Genomic DNA, 1,856 nt, shown 5'->3' with positions numbered 1-1,856 from the left:
TCGATGACTGTGAACGGCGTAGCTGTGAGCGGTGAGGTTGAGGGTCGGACGTTATTGTCTGGATTTTTGCGTGATCATTTGAGTTTGACAGGGACGCATGTTGGGTGTGACACGGCGCAGTGTGGTGCGTGTGTTGTGCATGTGAATGGCGAGGCTGTGAAGTCGTGCAACATGTTGGCGCTTGAGGCGGATGGTGCGGATGTTGGCACGATTGAGGGTCAGGCGAATGCGGATGGGTCTCTGAACGTGATCCAGCAGGCTTTTCAGGATCATCACGGACTTCAGTGCGGGTTCTGCACGCCGGGCATGGTGATGAGTGCGGCGGCGCTGTTGAAAGAGAACCCGCGCCCGACGGAGGGAGAGATCCGGCATTATCTGGAAGGCAACCTGTGCCGGTGCACGGGCTATCATAACATCGTCAAGGCGATCATGGCCGCATCGGGTCAGGACGTGAGCAACATCGCTGCTGAATAAGGCGGCGGGCAAGAATTTTCGTCGAAAATTCTTTTCCAGGGAGGAGATCAAGCAATGCCCAAAGACAGTGGCATCGGAGCCAGTTCCAAGCGGCGCGAGGACGTGCGCTTTCTGACCGGAGCGGGCAATTATACCGACGACATCAACGTGGCCGGACAGGCCTATGTGTATTTCCTGCGCTCGGATATCGCGCATGGCCGGATCAATTCTGTAGACACCGCGGCGGCCGAAGGCATGCCGGGTGTGGTCAAGGTGTTTACCGGCAAGGATTTCGAAGGCGTGGGCGGCATCCCCTGCGGCTGGGAGGTGACGGACAAGCACGGTGCGCCCATGCAGGAACCGGCGCATCCCATTCTGGCGCAAGGCAAAGTGCGCCATGTGGGCGATCCGATTGCGGCCGTTGTGGCCGACAGTCTGGAACAGGCGCGTGACGCGGCCGAGGCGATCGACGTCGACATCGAAGAACTGCCCGCCGTGATCGACATGAAGGCCGCCGCGCAAGAGGGCGCGACGCTGGTCCATGACGATCTGAAGAACAATATATGCTATGACTGGCAGCTGGGTGAGGCCGATGACGCCAAGGTCAATGAGGTCTTCGCCAATGCGGCCCATGTGACCACGCTGGATCTGGTGAACAACCGTCTGGTCGCCAACCCGATGGAGCCGCGCGTGGCGGTGGCGGAATACAAGCGGGGGACGGATGAGTATACGCTCTTTACCACGTCGCAGAACCCGCATGTGATCCGCCTGCTGATGTGTGCCTTTGTGCTGGGTCTGCCCGAGCATAAGGTCCGCGTGGTGGCCCCGGATGTGGGCGGCGGTTTTGGCACCAAGATCTTCCACTACGCCGAAGAGGCGTTTGTGACCTTTGCGGCCAAGGCCTGCAACCGGCCCGTCAAATGGTCGGCCAGCCGGTCTGAGGCGTTCATGTCTGATGCCCATGGCCGTGACCATGTGGGCACGATCGAGTTGGCGCTGGATGCCGATAACAACTTTATCGGTCTGCGCACCAACACCTATGCGAACCTTGGGGCGTATCTGTCAACCTTCTCAAGTTCCGTCCCCACTTGGCTGCACGGCACGCTGATGGCAGGCAACTACAAAACGCCGGTCATTCAGGTGAACGTGAAGGCGATGTTCACCAACACGGTGCCGGTGGATGCCTATCGCGGCGCGGGCCGGCCCGAGGCGACCTATCAGCTGGAGCGTGTGGTGGACAAAGCCGCGCGCGAGTTGGGGGTCGATCCGATTGCGCTGCGCCGTCAGAACTTCATCACCCAGTTCCCCTATGACACGCCGGTGGCGCTGACCTATGACACCGGGGATTACAACGGGACCATGGACAAGCTGGAGGCCGCTGCCGATCTGGCAGGCTTTGCCGC

Annotated in this window: 2 protein-coding genes; both read left to right on the top strand. The window is 60.3% G+C overall.

Translation table 11 applies throughout. The annotated features are described in order from the left end of the window. Positions 1-474: (2Fe-2S)-binding protein (locus ACR0DG_RS21415; protein ID WP_480700568.1), on the top strand; the 474-nt coding region annotated here is incomplete at its 5' end. Positions 475-528: 54 nt separating this feature from the next. Then, a partial coding sequence (locus tag ACR0DG_RS21410; protein ID WP_480700566.1) for a xanthine dehydrogenase family protein molybdopterin-binding subunit occupies positions 529-1,856 on the top strand: 1,328 nt, incomplete at its 3' end.

The sequence above is a fragment of the Ruegeria sp. BG8 genome (genome assembly GCF_056538325.1).
Note: the sequence above shows the minus strand (reverse complement) of the source record. Positions and strands in the feature narration are given on the sequence as shown.